The sequence below is a fragment of the Janthinobacterium sp. KBS0711 genome, from assembly GCF_000988085.1.
Taxonomy (GTDB): domain Bacteria; phylum Pseudomonadota; class Gammaproteobacteria; order Burkholderiales; family Burkholderiaceae_D; genus Janthinobacterium; species Janthinobacterium lividum_E.
The window spans coordinates 1-14,680 of the sequence record NZ_LBCO01000024.1 but is presented as its reverse complement, the minus strand read 5'-3'; the positions used below and the strand labels follow the sequence as shown (position 1 = coordinate 14,680).

At 64.9% G+C, this 14,680-nt stretch carries 15 protein-coding genes; 3 read left to right on the top strand and 12 right to left on the bottom strand.

The annotated features are described in order from the left end of the window. From VM94_RS28975 to VM94_RS12555, 10 genes are all read right to left on the bottom strand, one after another. The coding region (locus VM94_RS28975; RefSeq protein WP_046684683.1) for an MCP four helix bundle domain-containing protein at window positions 1-700 on the bottom strand (700 nt) is incomplete at its 3' end. A 264-nt stretch (window positions 701-964) separates the two neighbouring features. Further along, window positions 965-1,477: a lipocalin family protein gene (locus VM94_RS12595; RefSeq protein WP_046684558.1), complete on the bottom strand. Its 513-nt coding sequence runs from the start codon at window positions 1,475-1,477 to the stop codon at window positions 965-967. A 49-nt stretch (window positions 1,478-1,526) separates the two neighbouring features. Further along, complete coding sequence (locus VM94_RS12590; RefSeq protein WP_235432906.1) at window positions 1,527-2,318, bottom strand: substrate-binding periplasmic protein; 792 nt, start codon at window positions 2,316-2,318, stop codon at window positions 1,527-1,529. Window positions 2,319-2,360: 42 nt separating this feature from the next. After that, window positions 2,361-3,392: a type VI secretion system protein TssA gene (gene tssA / locus VM94_RS12585; protein ID WP_046683825.1), complete on the bottom strand. Its 1,032-nt coding sequence runs from the start codon at window positions 3,390-3,392 to the stop codon at window positions 2,361-2,363. A 20-nt stretch (window positions 3,393-3,412) separates the two neighbouring features. Continuing rightward, window positions 3,413-6,055: a type VI secretion system ATPase TssH gene (tssH, locus tag VM94_RS12580; protein ID WP_046683824.1), complete on the bottom strand. Its 2,643-nt coding sequence runs from the start codon at window positions 6,053-6,055 to the stop codon at window positions 3,413-3,415. Continuing rightward, entirely contained in the window at window positions 6,052-6,528 is a 477-nt protein-coding gene (gene tssE / locus VM94_RS12575) for a type VI secretion system baseplate subunit TssE (RefSeq protein ID WP_046683823.1), read from the bottom strand. Before tssE ends, tssH begins: the two co-directional genes overlap by 4 nt. Before the next feature lie 66 nt (window positions 6,529-6,594). Beyond that, a complete protein-coding gene (locus VM94_RS12570; protein WP_034750126.1) occupies window positions 6,595-7,086 on the bottom strand; it encodes an Hcp family type VI secretion system effector in 492 nt (163 codons plus the stop codon). Between the two features lie 31 nt (window positions 7,087-7,117). Beyond that, window positions 7,118-8,617, bottom strand: a complete 1,500-nt coding sequence (gene tssC, locus VM94_RS12565; protein WP_046683822.1) for a type VI secretion system contractile sheath large subunit — start codon at window positions 8,615-8,617, stop codon at window positions 7,118-7,120. Window position 8,618: 1 nt separating this feature from the next. Continuing rightward, on the bottom strand, window positions 8,619-9,128 hold the full coding sequence (tssB, locus tag VM94_RS12560) for a type VI secretion system contractile sheath small subunit (RefSeq protein ID WP_046683821.1): 510 nt from the start codon (window positions 9,126-9,128) through the stop codon (window positions 8,619-8,621). 37 nt (window positions 9,129-9,165) lie between these two features. After that, window positions 9,166-9,756 carry a tetratricopeptide repeat protein gene (locus tag VM94_RS12555; RefSeq protein ID WP_046683820.1) on the bottom strand — a complete coding sequence of 197 codons (591 nt, stop codon included), beginning with the start codon at window positions 9,754-9,756 and terminating at the stop codon, window positions 9,166-9,168. A 278-nt stretch (window positions 9,757-10,034) separates the two neighbouring features. On the opposite strand from VM94_RS12555, the gene tssJ reads away from it, so the two are divergent. Genes tssJ through icmH form a run of 3 tightly spaced genes read left to right on the top strand, consistent with a single transcriptional unit; the run spans window position 10,035 to window position 12,812 of the window. Further along, the gene (tssJ, locus tag VM94_RS12550) at window positions 10,035-10,622 is read left to right on the top strand and encodes a type VI secretion system lipoprotein TssJ (protein ID WP_046683819.1); all 588 of its coding nucleotides are present in this window, start codon (window positions 10,035-10,037) and stop codon (window positions 10,620-10,622) included. Between the two features lie 37 nt (window positions 10,623-10,659). Next, window positions 10,660-12,030, top strand: a complete 1,371-nt coding sequence (tssK, locus tag VM94_RS12545; RefSeq protein WP_046683818.1) for a type VI secretion system baseplate subunit TssK — start codon at window positions 10,660-10,662, stop codon at window positions 12,028-12,030. After that, complete coding sequence (icmH, locus tag VM94_RS12540; protein WP_046683817.1) at window positions 12,027-12,812, top strand: type IVB secretion system protein IcmH/DotU; 786 nt, start codon at window positions 12,027-12,029, stop codon at window positions 12,810-12,812. The genes tssK and icmH overlap by 4 nt, the downstream gene beginning before the upstream one ends. On the opposite strand, the gene VM94_RS12535 is transcribed toward icmH, so the two are convergent. Both VM94_RS12535 and tagF read right to left on the bottom strand, forming a co-directional pair. Next, window positions 12,813-13,595 (bottom strand): OmpA family protein, encoded by a 783-nt coding sequence (locus VM94_RS12535; RefSeq protein WP_046683816.1) that lies wholly within the window; start codon window positions 13,593-13,595, stop codon window positions 12,813-12,815. 9 nt (window positions 13,596-13,604) lie between these two features. After that, entirely contained in the window at window positions 13,605-14,585 is a 981-nt protein-coding gene (gene tagF, locus VM94_RS12530; RefSeq protein WP_046683815.1) for a type VI secretion system-associated protein TagF, read from the bottom strand. Between the last annotated feature and the right edge of the window lie 95 nt (window positions 14,586-14,680).

The window sequence follows — 14,680 nt, the reverse complement described above, 5'->3', positions numbered from 1 at the left end:
GGCTGGTCAGGTCGCCAGCGGAAACGGCTTCCGCCACTTCCACCGCACGCGTGATGGGACGCGTGATCGAGCGCGTGATCCAGTAGGCGCAGGCGATGCCCAGCAAGATGGCGACCACGCCAAGCGAGATCAGCAGCAGACGGCCGTTTTCGTAGCGCGAACGGATTTGCGCGGCCGTTTCATCGAGCAATTTGGCTTCCAGCAATTCCAGCTTCTTCAGCGCCGCCAGGTAGATGTCGCGCTTGACGGCCATGTCGCCTTCGTACAGGCGCTTGCCCAGTTCCAGGTCGCCCGCATTCTTGGCCTTGAACACGTTCTTGCGCACTTCCGTGTAAGCCTTGCGCGTGCTCAACACCTCCTGGTACAGCGATTGTTCTTCGGCGTTCAGCTCGCTTTTGCCGATGTCATTCTGGATTTCCGTGGCGCGTGCGGACGAGACCGCCATTTCCTGTTCAAACTGCTTCTGGTGTTCGGGATCGCTGACTTTCCAGGCGGCCGCCGTGCGTGCCGCGTTCACCTCGATGACCTTGGTCCACTCGCCGATCAGGCGCTCATTGCGCACCTTGACGTTGACGAGCGCATCGGTTTCCTTGCTGGCGCTTTGCATCTGCACGATGCCCACCACGGTCAGGCTGGTCAACAGGAGCAGGACTGCGGCAAAACCGCCCCCGAGACGTACGCCGATTTTGAGGTTTTTCATTGCGTGATTCCTATCTGAAGAAAACGATGCACAGACGCCACGAAACCGACTTACTGCTACGTATCAATATAGCAGGCATCTGCCGTGCGGCAATCACGAGTGGTGGCGCAACGAACACTGCGCCACCGGAATGGCAGCGCGCCGCAGCGCACTACTTTGTAGCAGATTGTGAGTGAATCAGAGTGGTATTGCAAGAAATAACATGCAGGAAAGCAACAGCCAGAAGGCGGTATGCCGCCACGAACGGGCGGCAGGCAAGCAGGGTCAGTTTTGCTTCACGTAGATCAATTTTGACGTATCGAAACCCAGGCCAGCGGCTTTCTCGATCAGGCGCTGCTGCAGGGCGGGATCCATGGTTGGCGTGCGCGACAGCAACCAGAAGTAGGATTTGTCGGGACCGCTGATCATGGAATAGCTGTAATTTTGCTGGTCCAGATCGAAGACGATGTAGGAACCATAGAAGGGGCCGAAAAACGACACTTTCAGGTAGCCCACGTCTTTCTTGTCGACGAAATACGCCTTGCCTTCCGCATCCTTCCAGACAGCGTCCGCATCCTTGTAGCCGCGGTTGAGCACTTTCAGGCCGCCATCCTGGCGCAGGCTGTAATCGGCCGTCACATGGCTCAGGCCCCGCTCAAAGGAGTGGTCGAGGCGCGCGATCTCATACCATTTGCCCAGATAGCGGGTCGTGTCGAAGTTGCTAACAGGCACAATATTCTCGGGTCGGCCCACGCAGCCGGCCAGCACAAGCACACACAGGAACAGCAGTTTTTTCATGTTTTTCTCCATCGGGTTGAATCAGGGTTGTCACGCCAGAGCAGCAACATCAAGGTTGCAGCGCGCGGTCGACGATGCGGCGGATCGCGCCATTGTTCTGCATGCGCACGATGGCGGCATTGAATTGTTCGATAAAATCATCGCGATACGGGTAGGCGGCGGGCCGGCGGGCAGTAAAACCCAGGTGGCCCTGCTGGCTGGCCAGCTGCGCCGTTTCCTGTATCGCCGGCATCGGCGTGCCAGGCGTGCCCTCGTGCCGGATGCGCTGCAATTCCCACTGCGCAGACAGGCGGTCGCTGACATAGCAATCGATACGCCCGCGCATCAGCTTGAGCAGATTCGTGCGCGTGCCCTTGGCCGTATCGAACACGATGTTGGCCGCTTGCAGGGCTGCCGTCTGCTTTGCATCGCCCAGCAAAAAACCCGCGTTCACGCCGATGTGCAAGCCGGCGTAATCGGCGGGCCACTGTTTCAGCTTGTGTCTGGCCAGCACGTCCTGATTGCACAGCACCACCAGCTGCTCCATCAGCAGCGGTACGGAATAGCGCACATACGGCCGCTCGCTGCGCCACGAATACGGCGGATACAAGGCAAACGCCTCGCCCGTCTGCAGCATCAGCACGCCCCGTTTCCAGGGTACGGGACGCAGCTGCACCGCATACCGCGGCATCGATTGCGCCGCTTCGCGCACGATCTCCGTATAAATACCTTTCAGCTGGCCGTTGTCGACGTAGGAGTACGGCGGATAATCGTCGTCGCCATAGATCACCAGCGGCGTTGGTCCCTCGGCCCGCGCGCTGGCCGCGATAAACAGGCATAGCGCGGCAGGCAGGATGAGCATTCTGAACATGCCCGAAGAGTAGCATGGAAGGGGGAAACGCCATCACCCGTTTGCGCTGTTCGTGCCCAGCATCTCGTCGAGCTGCGCCAGGGTGCTTGAATCCTTCACGACGGCGCGCAGCCACAGGTGCAACGGCAGCTCGCCCCAACTGGCGGCCTTGTCGGCCAGATAGGCGACGGGGCTGTGCGGCTCCGTGCGGCGGAAAAAATCGGCCACCTGGCGCAACTGGGCCAGCGCCTGCTGTCGCTGCACGATGGCGCCCCCGCTGCTGCCGACGCCCTGGCCGGCGGCGGGCGGCGCGCCGGCAAAGTCCGCATCCGGTGACAGCGGCGCAATGAAATGAATGGCGCTTTCCAGCGCCTCGCGCGCGGCGCGAAAACTCGGGCCATCGGCGCCGAAATGCGTATCGACGCTGCGCTCGAACGCCAGCAGCGACTGCATGCAGTATTGTGCATCGGCCAGCAAGCCGTCGGAAAATGCGCGCGAGGTCCGTTGCCGCGCCGCCTCCATCTGCGTCAGTGTCGCCCCTTCGTCTTGGCGGGCATCGCCCCAGCCCTGATCGGCTGCGCCCTGCGCCAGGCTGGCGGCCGCGCGCTGGCGCGCCGCATCGAAATCCTGCAGCGAGTACAGGCCATCGGCGCCTTCGGTCAGCGGGATCTCGCGCAACAGCTGCGGCGTGCGTGACAGCAGCCAGAAGACATTGCCGATGCGCTGTTCCTGGTCGCCCTCTTCCGCCGGCGGATACAGTCCATCCCAGTAACGCTCGCACAGGCCGGCCAGCAGCGCGTAGCCATCACCCAGGCCACGGAAGTGGCGCGTTTTCGCATGCGCCTCGGCCAGCCACACGGCCACGCGCAAATCCTTGCTGTGCGTGGCGATCAGCTGTTCGCAGCGCGTCGCCACGAACGGCCAGTCGGCTTCCTTCAGCGCCGTCACCCACTCGCCCTGGTCCAGGCTCGGATCATCGTGCTGGCGCGCGCGCGCGATGGCGTCGAGCTCCTGGCTGAAGGTGATGTCGCCGCCGCATGGACTGACGGCGCTGACGGGGTGCAGCAACTGCTCCAGATTGAACATGGCGCTCTCCGGAAGGTGGATTATCGGATCGTGTACTTGAACTGCCCCTGCTTGCTCGCGCTGACGCGTATCGACGCGACCGGCTCGCCTTCGGCCATGCGCGCCAGCACCGCTTCGGCGATCACCGGCAGCAGGCTACCGTTGAGGATCTGGTCGACATTGCGCGCGCCCGAATCGACCTCGGTGCAGCGCGCCAGCACGGCGTCGACCAGGCCAGCATCATGGCTGAACTGCGCCTGGTGGTTGCGCGCGATGCGCGCGCCTATCCGCGCCAGCTTCAGCCCAATGATCTCGGCCAGCACCGCGTCGTTCAGGGGATAAAACGGCAACACCTTCACGCGCCCCAGCAGGGCCGGTTTGAAATGCGCCACCAGTTGCGGGCGCACCAGTTCTTCCAGCGCGGCCGGCGTGGGCAAGTCCTGCGCCACCCGGTTCAGGCAGGCGGCCATCATGGCGCCCGAACCCAGGTTCGAGGTGGCGATGATGATAGTGTTGCGAAAATCGACTTCGCGCCCTTCCGCATCATCGAGCACGCCCTTGTCGAAGACCTGGAAGAACAGTTCCAGCACATCAGGGTGCGCTTTTTCCGCTTCATCGAGCAGCACCACGCTGTAGGGCTGGCGCCGCACGGCTTCCGTCAGCACGCCGCCTTCGCCGTAACCGACATAGCCGGGCGGCGAGCCTTTCAGGCCGGCCACGCTGTGCGCCTCCTGGTACTCGCTCATGTTGATGGTAATGAGCTTGCGCTCGCCGCCATACAGCAGATCGGCCAGCGCCAGCGCCGTTTCCGTCTTGCCCGTGCCGGACGGCCCCGTAAACAGGAACACGGCTTGCGGCTTGTTCGGGTCGTCCAGGCTGGCGCGCGCCGTGCGCACGCGCTGCGCCACCGCGTCGATGACGTGGTCCTGTCCCAGCACCCGTTCGCGCAGCGCCCCATCCAGGGTCAGCACCGTGCGGATTTCGTCCTTGAGCATTTTCCCCAGCGGGATGCCGGTCCAGCCGGCGACGATACCGGCCACCACCTGCGCATCGACTTCCAGCGGCGACAGCGGCGCTTCTCCCTGCAGGGCCGCCAGTTCCGCCTTCAGCGCCAGCAGCCGCACCGCGCCGACTTCGCCCGGCCGCTCGCCGCACAGCTGCGCGCGCAAGTCGCCGATCTGCGCCACCAGCGCCTTTTCGCGCTCCCAGCGCTGCGCCAGCGCCGCGATCGCCGCCTGCCCTTCGTCATGTTCGCGCCGCAGTTGGACCAGGCGCGCGGCGCCGGCTTTATCGGGCGCTTCGCCATCGGCAGCCTCGCGGCTCAAGGCGTCGATTTCGGCGCCGATACGTTCCTGGCGCCGGTGCGCGTTTTCCAGCTGCGCCGGCGTAGCGCACTGGCCCAGCGCCACCTTCGCGCACGCCGTATCGAGCACGCTGATGGCCTTGTCGGGCAGCTGGCGCCCGCTGATGTAGCGGTGCGACAGGCGCACGGCCTCGACGATGGCGGCATCGCGCACGCGGATGCCGAAATGGCGCTCCATCAGCGGCGCCATGGCACGCAGCATGGCGCAGGCGATCTCTTCACTCGGCTCTTCCACCTTCACCACCTGGAAGCGCCGCGCCAGCGCCGCATCCTTTTCAAAATACTTTTTGTACTCGCTCCAGGTGGTGGCCGCGATGGTGCGCAGGGCGCCGCGCGCCAGCGCCGGTTTCAGCAGATTGGCCGCGTCATTCTGCCCCGCCTGGCCACCGGCGCCGATCATCGTGTGCGCCTCGTCGATGAAGAGGATGATGGGGTGCGGGCTTTTCGTCACCTCGTCGATAACATTTTTCAAGCGGCTTTCAAACTCGCCCTTCACGCTGGCGCCGGCTTGCAGCAAGCCCATGTCGAGCGCGTGGATGTGCGCGCCCTGCAGCACGTCGGGCACGTCGCCGGCGGCGATGCGCAAGGCCAGGCCTTCCACCACGGCCGTCTTGCCCACGCCCGCCTCGCCCGTGAGAATCGGATTGTTCTGGCGCCGGCGCAGCAGGATGTCGACGGCCTGGCGTATCTCCGTCTCGCGGCCGATCACGGGATCGAGCTTGCCGTCGCGCGCCAGTTGCGTCAGGTCCGTGGTGAACTGGTCCAGCGCCGGGGTTTTGCTGGCCAGGGCCGCAACAGGATCATCACCTGTGTCGGCAAGCCGCGGCACGGCCGCGCTTTCCTCTTCACAGGAGCCGGCCGTCAGTTTGTCCGGATGGTGCTTTAATTGCTCCACGCTGAAGCGGGCGAACAGCTTCGAGCCGCGGTACGCGAGCTGCGACAGTTCCGGCTCCGTCAGCAGCGCCAGTAAGAGGTGGCGGCTGCGGATGGGCCCTGGCTGCGCCGTATCGAGCGAGGCGATCAGCCACGCGTGTTCGAACAGCAGCGGCAAGTGGGGCGAAAACACGGGTGTGCGCGCGCTGCCCGTCCTGAAGCCGCCGATCTCGCGGCGCAGGTCCGCCTCCAGCGCCGTCAGGCTGATTTCACTGCGCCGCGCGATGGTGACGAAGTCGCTGCGCTCCTGCTCCAGCAGCGCCAGGAACAGGTGTTCGATATCGACTTCGTACTGGCCCAGGCCAACGCAGATGGCGGCGGCCCGGGTGGCAGCAGTGCGCGCCGTGTCATTCAGTTTGGCGATCAGGGTTTTCAGGTTATTGCTCATGCGGCGGCTCCCTTGCGGTTGATCGAATAGCGCAGCGACGATGGCTGCAGCACGGCGTCGAAATTGACCGTTTCGCCGCCGGCCTTGACGGCCAGGGTGCCGCTGATGACGAAGCCGACCCGGTTGATGGCACCCGCTTCGCGCTCCAGGCGGGCGCGCACATTGCGCAGGCGCGGCTCGTGGCGTTCGATGGCGGCCTTCAGCGCGGCGCAGATGCGGGCGCGGTCATCGCTGCTGGACAAACACATGCCGGCGAAATCGATCAGGCCATAGTTGACGATGGACGCGGCGCATTCCGGATAGGCGTCGAGCGCGCCAGGCGGCAGGGCCACGCGCGTGTTGAGCAGCTCTTCCAGGTCGCGCGCCACCGCATCCTTCAATTGCTCAAGCGACAGGCGCACCGCCACGCCGCCCGCCGACGCACCGCCGTCGCCCATCAGGCGGTCGAACAGGCCTGGTACATAACTGTCCATGCGCTCTCCTGAAAAGTCGGCGCGGCGCGCGGGCGTTGGTGGCCGCCGCGCGCCGCGCACCATCGATCAAGCCACGCGGTTCGCGGCCAGGTCCCAGCCGCCCGAGGTATTGCCGCCGGCGCCGCCCGTCACTTTTTGCTGCGTGTATTTCCACTTCACTTTCGAGAACTTGAAGCCGACGTGCTCACCGAGGATGTCGCCTTCTTCCACATTCGGCGTCACGGCGCCGATCAGCACATTTTCGATTTCGATTTCAAAGTACTTGACGCGCTCGCCCTGGCCATCGGCGCGCATGAATTCGAAGCGCGCCTTGGGAATGGTCTTGCCGGCCGAGCAGGTCTGCAGCAGCACCGGCGAGGCCAGGTCGGCCAGCTTGGAAATGACGATGTCCTTGTGCTCGCAGCGTTCGGCCGTGTGGCCGCCGCCCGTCGACGCGGTGGCGGACTTCGGCTGTTCGACGCTCCAGCTGACCGATTTGCACTCGATCCAGTCCTTGTGCTTGTCATCGGTGGACTCGCCCTTGATGCCGTCTATCTGCAGATATACATCGATTGCCATGGTGTGCTCCTGTGGTTGAAAGATGGATGAATCAGGAATTGGTCGACTTCGGCAACTCCGCGACCAGTCGGAGCGAAACGGATAATTCATCGAGCTGGAAGTGCGGCCGCAGGAACGACACGGCGCGGTACACGCCGGGCCGGCCCGGCACTTCATGCACCTGCACGGACGCCTCGCGCAGGGGGAACTGCGCCTTTTGTTCCTGGCTGGCGTTATCGTCGAGCAGCACGTACTGCATCAGCCAGCGGTTCAAAAAATCTTCCACGTTGGGGGCGGCGGCAAAGCTGCCGATCTTGTCGCGCATCATGGCCTTCATGTAATGGGCGATGCGCGAGACGGCGAAGATGTACTGCAGCTGCGACGACAGCACCGCGTTCGCATTGGCAGCGTCGCTGTTGTACTTGCGGCTTTTCTGCGCCGACTGGGCGCCGAAAAACGCCGCATACGCCGTGTTCTTGCAGTGCACCAGCGAGATGAAGCCCAGGTCCGACAATTCCTTTTCGCGCCGGTCGGTGATCGCCACTTCGGCAGGGCATTTCAAGGCCACGTCGCCCTCGTCCGTCTTGAAGGTGTGGGTCGGCAGGTCGTCCACCAGGCCGCCGCCCTCCACGCCGCGGATGGCGGCGCACCAGCCATAATCGGCAAAGGCGCGCGTCAGCTTGCTGCCAAACGCATACGCGGCGTTACACCACAGGTATTTGTGATGGTCACTGCCATCGACTTCCTCGACGAAGTTAAAACCTTCGACCGTGGTGCCGTCGACGGGATTGAACGGCAACCGGCCCAGGAAGCGGGGCAAGGTCAGGCCAACGTAGCGCGCGTCTTCCGATTCGCGGAAGGCCTTCCATTTCGCGTACTCGATGGTGTCGAACACCTTGGCCAGGTCGCGTGGCTTGCCCAGGTCGCCATAGCTTTCCAGGCCAAACAGTTCCGGCGCGGCCGAGGCGATGAACGGTGCGTGCGCGGCGGCGGCGATATGCGACATCTGCTCGACGAAATACATGTCTTCCGGCTGGCGCGAGATGGCGAAGTCGCCCAGCAGCGCGGCGAACGGGGCGCCGCCGAAGGTGCCGAATTCCTCTTCATACACTTTCTTGAACATGCTGCTCTGGTCGAACTCCAGCGCGGCCTGGAAATCCTTCACCAGTTCGCGCTTGGTGGCGTTGAACATGCGGATCTGCAGGCGCGTGCCCGTATCGGAATTGCCGACCAGGTAGCGCAGCCCCGTCCAGCTTTGCTCGAGCTGCTGGAACGACGCCGCGTGCATGATTTCGCTGAGCTGGGCCGAGATCAGGCGGTCGATTTCCGCCACGCGCGCGTCCAAGGTCGCCGACAGGCTGGTCGACATCAGCACCGTGCCGTCGAGCACCTGCGCCACCAGTTCCGAGATCAGGTCGCGTGCCCGCGCATGTTCGGCGCCGGACTTGGCGACGCGGCTTTGCTCAACGATCTGGTCGAGCAAATCGGTGGCGGCCGGCGCGGCGGGCGTGGATACAGCTAGGGCTTCTGGGCCTTCTGCCTGGGCGCTCATCTCAATCCTCCTGCACTGGGAACTGCGGTTTCAGGGTGGCCAGGCTGTCCGTGTTGTGCAGCACTTCCGTCAGCAAGTCTTCCAGCTTGTCGTTGCCGGCCAGCTTGTTGCGCAGGTCCGCCAGCTTGGTGCGCGCCTCGAGCAGCTTGCGCAAGGGGTCGACCTGGCGCACCACCGATTCCGGGCGGAAGTCATCCATCGAGCGGAAATGCAGATCGACGGCGAAGGTGCCGCCCGCCTCGCTGAGGCGGTTCGGTACGGCGAAGCGGGCCACCGGTTCCACGCCGGCCAGCACTTCGTCGAAATTGGCGCCGTCGATGGCGACGAACTTGCGGTCCTTCAGGCGCTTTTTTTCGCTGTCCGGATTGCCGCCAAAGTCGCCCAGCACGCCGACCACGAAGGGCAGCTCCTTGTTTTCAATCGCGTCGCCTATCTCGACGTCGTAGGTCATTTGCACGCGCGGCGCGCGTATCTTCTGCAGGCGCTTTTGCACGCTGTCGGACTTGGACATGTCGCTTCCTTTGCAAGGGGATGGTGGGGATGCTCGCTTATTTCAGGCCGCTGAACGGATCAGCCGCGCTGCCTGGCGCCGCCGCGCCCTTCGCCGCCGGCGTGCCGGAACCGGCTGTCCGCTTGCCGGCTGCCGGCGGGCGCTTGGCCGGCGGCAGCAGCACCTCTTCGCCGATGCTCGCGCGCAGCAGCTTGGCCAGATCCTGCGCTTCCGAGCGCAGCGAGCCATTCAGATTGTTTTGCCGCGACAGGTCCGCCAGCGCCTTGCCGGACAGGCGCAAGCCGCTGACGGCGATGATGCTGTTGGCCACCTTGTCGTCGGGGTCGCGTTCCAGCGCTTCGAGCGCATGGCCGATGGCGTCGCCGTACTGGCCGCGGTCGAACTTCATCTGCGCCATTTGCAGCCACGGCGCCTTGTCGGCCGGGTAGCTGGTACCGCCGACCTTGAGCAGGGTCATGGCGCGCTCGAACTGGCCGGCGCGCGCGGCCGCATCGGCCTCGCTCATCACTTGCGCCAAGGTCGGCGCAGAAGGTTTTTGGGGCGCCGGCTGCTCTGGCGTGGCGCAGGCGGTGAGCAGCAAGGCGCTGGCAAGGCAGGCAATACGGGGCAACATCGTGGCTGGCTTCATCGGGGTACTCCTTCACGTGGAGGACGCTACCGCTGGGAACAATGGGCGGCGCCTTGGTGGAGACTATTATTGACCGGCAACTTTTTTGCCAAATTGAGATTAATCAGCAAAGAAGAAATTCCACTCCACAGCCGCGTGCAGCGACAGGAATCCTGATCTGGCGCAGTAATTGTCTTGATCGCAGACCGATCTTGCGCCAACGCAAGCAGGCCGCCAGTGCATGCGATTAAATGACTGCAACACTTTTATTTCCACGCTTCAATTCGCAAAGGTCGCCCATGCCACCTGACGCCCCGCTCCATCACCCGGCCCGCGCCACCGCGCTACTGATGATGGCCTTGCTATTGGCCGGCTGTGCGGGCGGCGCCATCGGCAACCTCGCCAACGCTGCGCTGCAGATGGCGGGCGTGGCCAAGCCGCCGCCGGAACTGCCCGACGCGCAAAAGCCGCCGCGCAACGTCAGCATCCGCCTGCATGCGGCGCAGCGCCTCAACACGGATACCGACGGCCGGCCGCTGGCGCTGGTGGCGCGTATCTACAAGCTGCGCCAGAGCGCTGCCTTCGAACAGGCGCCCTACGACAGCTTCCTCGACGCGCAGCGCGAAAAGGCAGCGCTGGGCGCCGACCTGATGGAAGTGAAGGAAGTGCTGCTGGTGCCGGGCCAGCGCTACGAAGTGCAGGAAAAAGTCAGCAAGGAAGCCTATTTCATCGGCGTCGTGGCCCTGTTCCGAGCACCCGCGGCGCAGCGCTGGCGCGCCACCATTGCCGCCGCCGACGCGGAACGGGGCGGCATCACCGTCGGTCTGCATGCCTGCGCGCTGAGCGTCAGCGGCATGCCCGCGCTGTCGGCCCCACGCTGCCAGTAACACGAACAGACACGCCACACATTCAAGGAGAATCGAGATGGGCATGGCAGCGAAAATCTTGTGGGGAGAAGGCCTGTTCCTGCGGCCGCAGCATTTCCAGCGCCAGGATCAATATCACGAAGCGCGCCTGCATCATACGGCCAGCGCGCTGCATCCCTACCTGTGGGGCGTGGCGCACATGGAATGGGACCTGGCGGCACTGAAGACGGGCACCTTGCGCCTGCAGGCCCTGTCGGCGATCTTCCGCGACGGCGAAGTGTTTGAATCGCTGGGCGACGGCGCGCCGGGCAGCGATACCCTGCCCCCGCCGGTGGACCTGGAAGCGCTGCCGCCGGCGGTGCAGGAAGTGACGTATTACGCGGCGCTGCCCATCCTCAACCGCGAAGGCATGAATTACACGGCGCAGGGGTCAAACGCAGGTACGCCGGCGGCCACGCGCTTTGCGCATGCCATGCGCGCCACGCCCGACCTGTTTACGGAGTCCGCCGTGGCCGACGTGGCTTACCTGAAGAAAACCGTGCGCCTGATTCCCGACAGCGAAGCGCGCGGCTCCTACGATTGCCTGCCGCTGATCGCCCTGCGGCGCACGGTGTCGGGCGGCTTCGAACCCGTGCCCTCGTTCATGGCGCCCAGCCTGGCGATCGCCGGCGCGCCGCGCCTGCAGGGCGTGCTGGAACACCTGCTCGACGCCTTGCAGGCGAAAGTGAGCGCGCTGCACGGCCACCACCGCGAACCGAGCCGCAATGTGATCGAGTTCCGCTCGGGCGACGTGTCCTCGTTCTGGCTGCTGCACACGGTCAGCACGGCCGCCGCCGCCCTGATGCACTATGTGCGCCATCCGGCCCTGCATCCGGAGCGGCTGTACGAAGCGCTGCTGGGCCTGGCCGGCGGCCTGCTCAGCTACTCCAAGCATTACACCCTGGCCAGCCTGCCCGCCTACGACCACGCGCAGCCGGGCGCCTGCTTTGACGCCATCGACGCCATCATCCGCGAACTGCTCGACACCGTCATCTCGTCGAAGTATTTTTCCATCACCCTGCTCGAGGACAAGCCGTCGTACTACCTGGGCAAGCTCGATTCGGGCAAGATCGACCAGCACACCACCTTGTACCTGGCGATTCGCGCCGCCATGCCCGCCATTGAACTGGTCGACGTGGTGCCGCTGCGCGTAAAAGTGGGTGCACCCGACGACGTGGAGAAATGCGTGCTCACGGCCATGCCCGGCCTGAAACTGTCGCATGCGCCGCAAGTGCCGGCCGCCATTCCCGTGCGCCCCGACACCTATTATTTTGCGATTGAAAACCGTGGCGCGCTGTATGAGCAGATGCTCAAGGCGCAGTCGATTTCCGTCTACGTACCGGCCGGCATACGCGACCTGCAGCTCGAACTGATCGCGGTGACGGCATGAGCCAGCTCATCGAACGGCGCGCAGCGCCTTCCCTGCTGGGACAACGCGGTTCCGCCCCCGCAGGCAGCAGCCGGCATGCCGGCAGCGCCCTGCTGGACCTGATGCACGAAGGCTTTTACATGCTGTTCATGCTGAAGCACGGTTCGGCGCCCGGCGACGAGCAAAGCTTCATGGACCGCATCACGGCCTTCCTCGACGACTTCGAACGCGAGGCGAAAAAAATCCGCGCCGATGGCGACGATATCGAGGCGGCCAAGTATGCGTTCTGCGCGGCCGTCGATGAAATCATCCTGGCCTCGCCTTTCGCCCTGCGCAAGCAGTGGGAAAGGCGCCCGCTGCAACTGCTGATCTTTGGCGACCAGCTGGCCGGCGAACACTTCTTCGACCGCCTCGACGCCTTGCGCGGCAAGGGCGGCATGCGCGTGCAGGCGCTGCAGGTCTTCCACATGTGTTTATTGTTGGGATTCCAGGGCAAGTATGCGATCGACGGCGGCGAAAAACTCAGCTACCTGACGGCGCGCCTGGGCGACGAGATCGCCCACATCAAGGGCAAGAGCCGTGGCTTCGCGCCGCGCGCGGAACGCCCCGACCAGGTGGTCAACAAACGCGGCAGCGACGTGCCGCTGTGGGCGCTGTCGAGCATTTTCGCCCTGCTGGCCATCTGCGCCTACCTGGGCCTGAAAACGCATCTGACGCGCGGCACGCAAACGACCCTGGCAGCCTACGCGGACCTGGTCAAGCTGGCGCCACGGCCGGCGCACCTGACCATCACACTCCCCTGATCACTGTGCAATCCTGAACTCGATGCGCCGGTTTCGCGCCCGGCCATCGGCCGTCGCGTTGCTGGCCACGGGACGGTCCGGCCCCAGGCCCGACACCACCACGGAATCGGCCACGATGCCCTTGCCTGCCAGGTAGGCGCGCACGGCTTCGGCGCGCGCCTGGCTCAGGGTCACATTGCTTGCGCGCAGGCCCGTGTCGTCCGTGTGGCCGATCACCTCGACCTTGCGCCCGCGCAGCTTGAGCATGACGGCCGCCATCTCGTCGAGGATGGCCAGGCCGGCCGGCGTGATGGTGGCCTTGCCGCTGTCAAATTCGATGATGCGTTTATCCAGCGCCGCATCGAGCAAGCCCTGCTCGGCCTCGGCCGCCCTGACCCGCAAGCCATTGTTGACGACGTAGGTAGGATTGAGACTGGAGGCGATGTCGCTGGCGATCTGCTGGCGCTGCGCCTCGTTCGCCACTTCGCCGCGCACACTGACGTTATTGCCGTCGACGGTGATCTGGCCCCGTGAAATGAGCTTCAGGTTCGGCGCGATCAGCTTGTGCACGTAAGCGTTCCAGTTGGCCGGCACGGCCACGTTGCCGATGGCGATCTGGTCGACCACGCGCTCGGCGCCATACAGTTCGCGCAGGCGGGCCAGCACCGCCGCCTTGCCCGCCTCGTCGGCCAGAGTGCCCGTGACGAGGATCTGCCCCGGCATCGGCGTCTGGGGCGCTTGCGCCTGGGCGTGGCAGAGAATGGCGGCGGCAAGCAACAGCAGAAAAATGACGGGAGATTTCATCGCAATCCTTCAGGCAAAGGTATCGGCAAACATGGCGCAGGCCGAGCGCAGCGACAGCTGCTCCTGCTGTAGGCAGGCGGAAAACTGGCGCAGCGCCGCATCGTGTCCCAGCTGCTCCTCGACCCAGTCCAGCTGGTCGAAGACGATCAGCCGTTCGCAGCCGGCCTGCGGGTCGATCAGCGCGCGCAAGCCATGCGGGTCGGCGCCGCAAAAACCGATCACCAGCACGGGCGCCTCGTCGACGTGGGAAAAGAACAGCGCCAGTTCGAAATCGGCCTGGTGCAGGAAAGGCGCGATCAGGTGCAGCCAGAAGCTGGCCACCAGTTCGCGCAGCTGCGCGTCTTGCGGCAGCGGCAGCACCAGGCTTTTCTCCAGGCGCGGCAAGCCGCTCTGGCGCACCGGCCGCAGCAGCAGGCCCAGGCCCAGCAGCAATTCGCGCACCGTCACGGGGAACGCGGGCGAAGCGAGCATCGTTTGCAGGCCATGCACGGTCTGCGCCTGCAAAAAGGCGGACAGCCGCGCCGCGTGATCAGGTGCGGCCGGTTCGACTTCGACCACGTTGCCGGCCAGCGCCAGCAGGGCCGGCCCCGGTTCGGCGCTGGCCACGATGCCTTGCGACAGCTGCTCCACGCGCTGCCACAGCGGCGCCAGCGCCAGCGGGCTGCAAGCGACAAAGACGTCGGCGTCATCGACTTCCAGCGCGCCCATGGCCATGAAGGGAAAGCGCCGCAGCGACTGGTCGTTGCTCGCTTCCAGGCGCCCGGCGATGGCGCGCCGGCTGCGCGTGCCGACGAAGGCAAAGCGCAGCGGCGGCAAGGCGTCGTAATTGAGCTTCCAGCGCGGTTCCACCGTCAGGGCGGTCATGACCTGCGCCAGCCAGTCGTCGAGCAGCTGCACCAGCGCGTGATTGTCGCAAGCCTTGATGAAGTCGCCGCGCGCGGGGATCTTGCCAAAATAGCCGAGGCGCACCTGCTGCGCCGCGCGCATCATGGCGACACTCCCGCTGGCGCTACAGCAACGGCGGCGATGGCCAGCGCGGATGCTGGAGCACCAACGATCGTCTCGGGCAGCTGCATGCCGCGAAA